Source organism: Aminobacter sp. P4_D5 (assembly GCF_056401815.1).
In genome coordinates this window covers 1-679 of record NZ_JBFUIP010000788.1, presented here as the reverse complement: position 1 = coordinate 679, position 679 = coordinate 1, and the positions used below count along the sequence as shown (strand labels likewise).

Annotated in this window: 1 protein-coding gene; it reads right to left on the bottom strand. The window is 59.4% G+C overall.

The window, feature by feature from the left end:
- Positions 1-679 (bottom strand): transglutaminase-like domain-containing protein (locus AC1DWF_RS35005; protein ID WP_476843068.1); only part of this gene is annotated, 679 nt, incomplete at both ends.

Genomic DNA, 679 nt, shown 5'->3' with positions numbered 1-679 from the left:
TCGTCGGTGAAGACGTTGAATTCCGTCAGGATGCACTGGCCAAAATTCATCGAAATGGCCACATCCATCGCGTCACGGCCACGGGCTACCAAGATCCGTCCGATGCGCGGGACATTGTGACGCGCATCGAAAGTGTACCAAGCGCCGCCGAGAAAAACTTCGAACCACGCTGAGAAATCCATCGGCGCGTCCATTGCCGGAACTCCGATGTCGCCCAGGAACCCTGTGCAATACCGCGCGGGAATGTTCATGCAGCGGCACAGCGTGATCGCGAGATGAGCGAAATCGCGACACACGCCCACCCGCTCCGAATAGCCGTCATGCGCGGTACGCGTCGACCGGGCCATCTGGTAGTCGAATGTGATGTGATTGTGCACATAATCGCAGATAGCCTGGACGCGAGCCCATCCGGGCTGCGTCTGTCCGAACATCATCCAGGCGATGTCTGATAGTCGATCGGTATCGCAGTAACGACTGCCGAGAAGGTAGATCAGGACATCATCGGGCAGAGCGCCGGGCGACATCTGTTGAGCCCAAGGCGCGACTACATCAGGCATCCCAGAATCGTTGATCACGAAACTGGTGGAGACGGTCAATTCACCCGCTGGCGCCTCGATCCGCGTGCAGGTGTTCCCGAAGCCATCGCAACAGTTCCGCCACGACGCCGGCGGGCTCACGG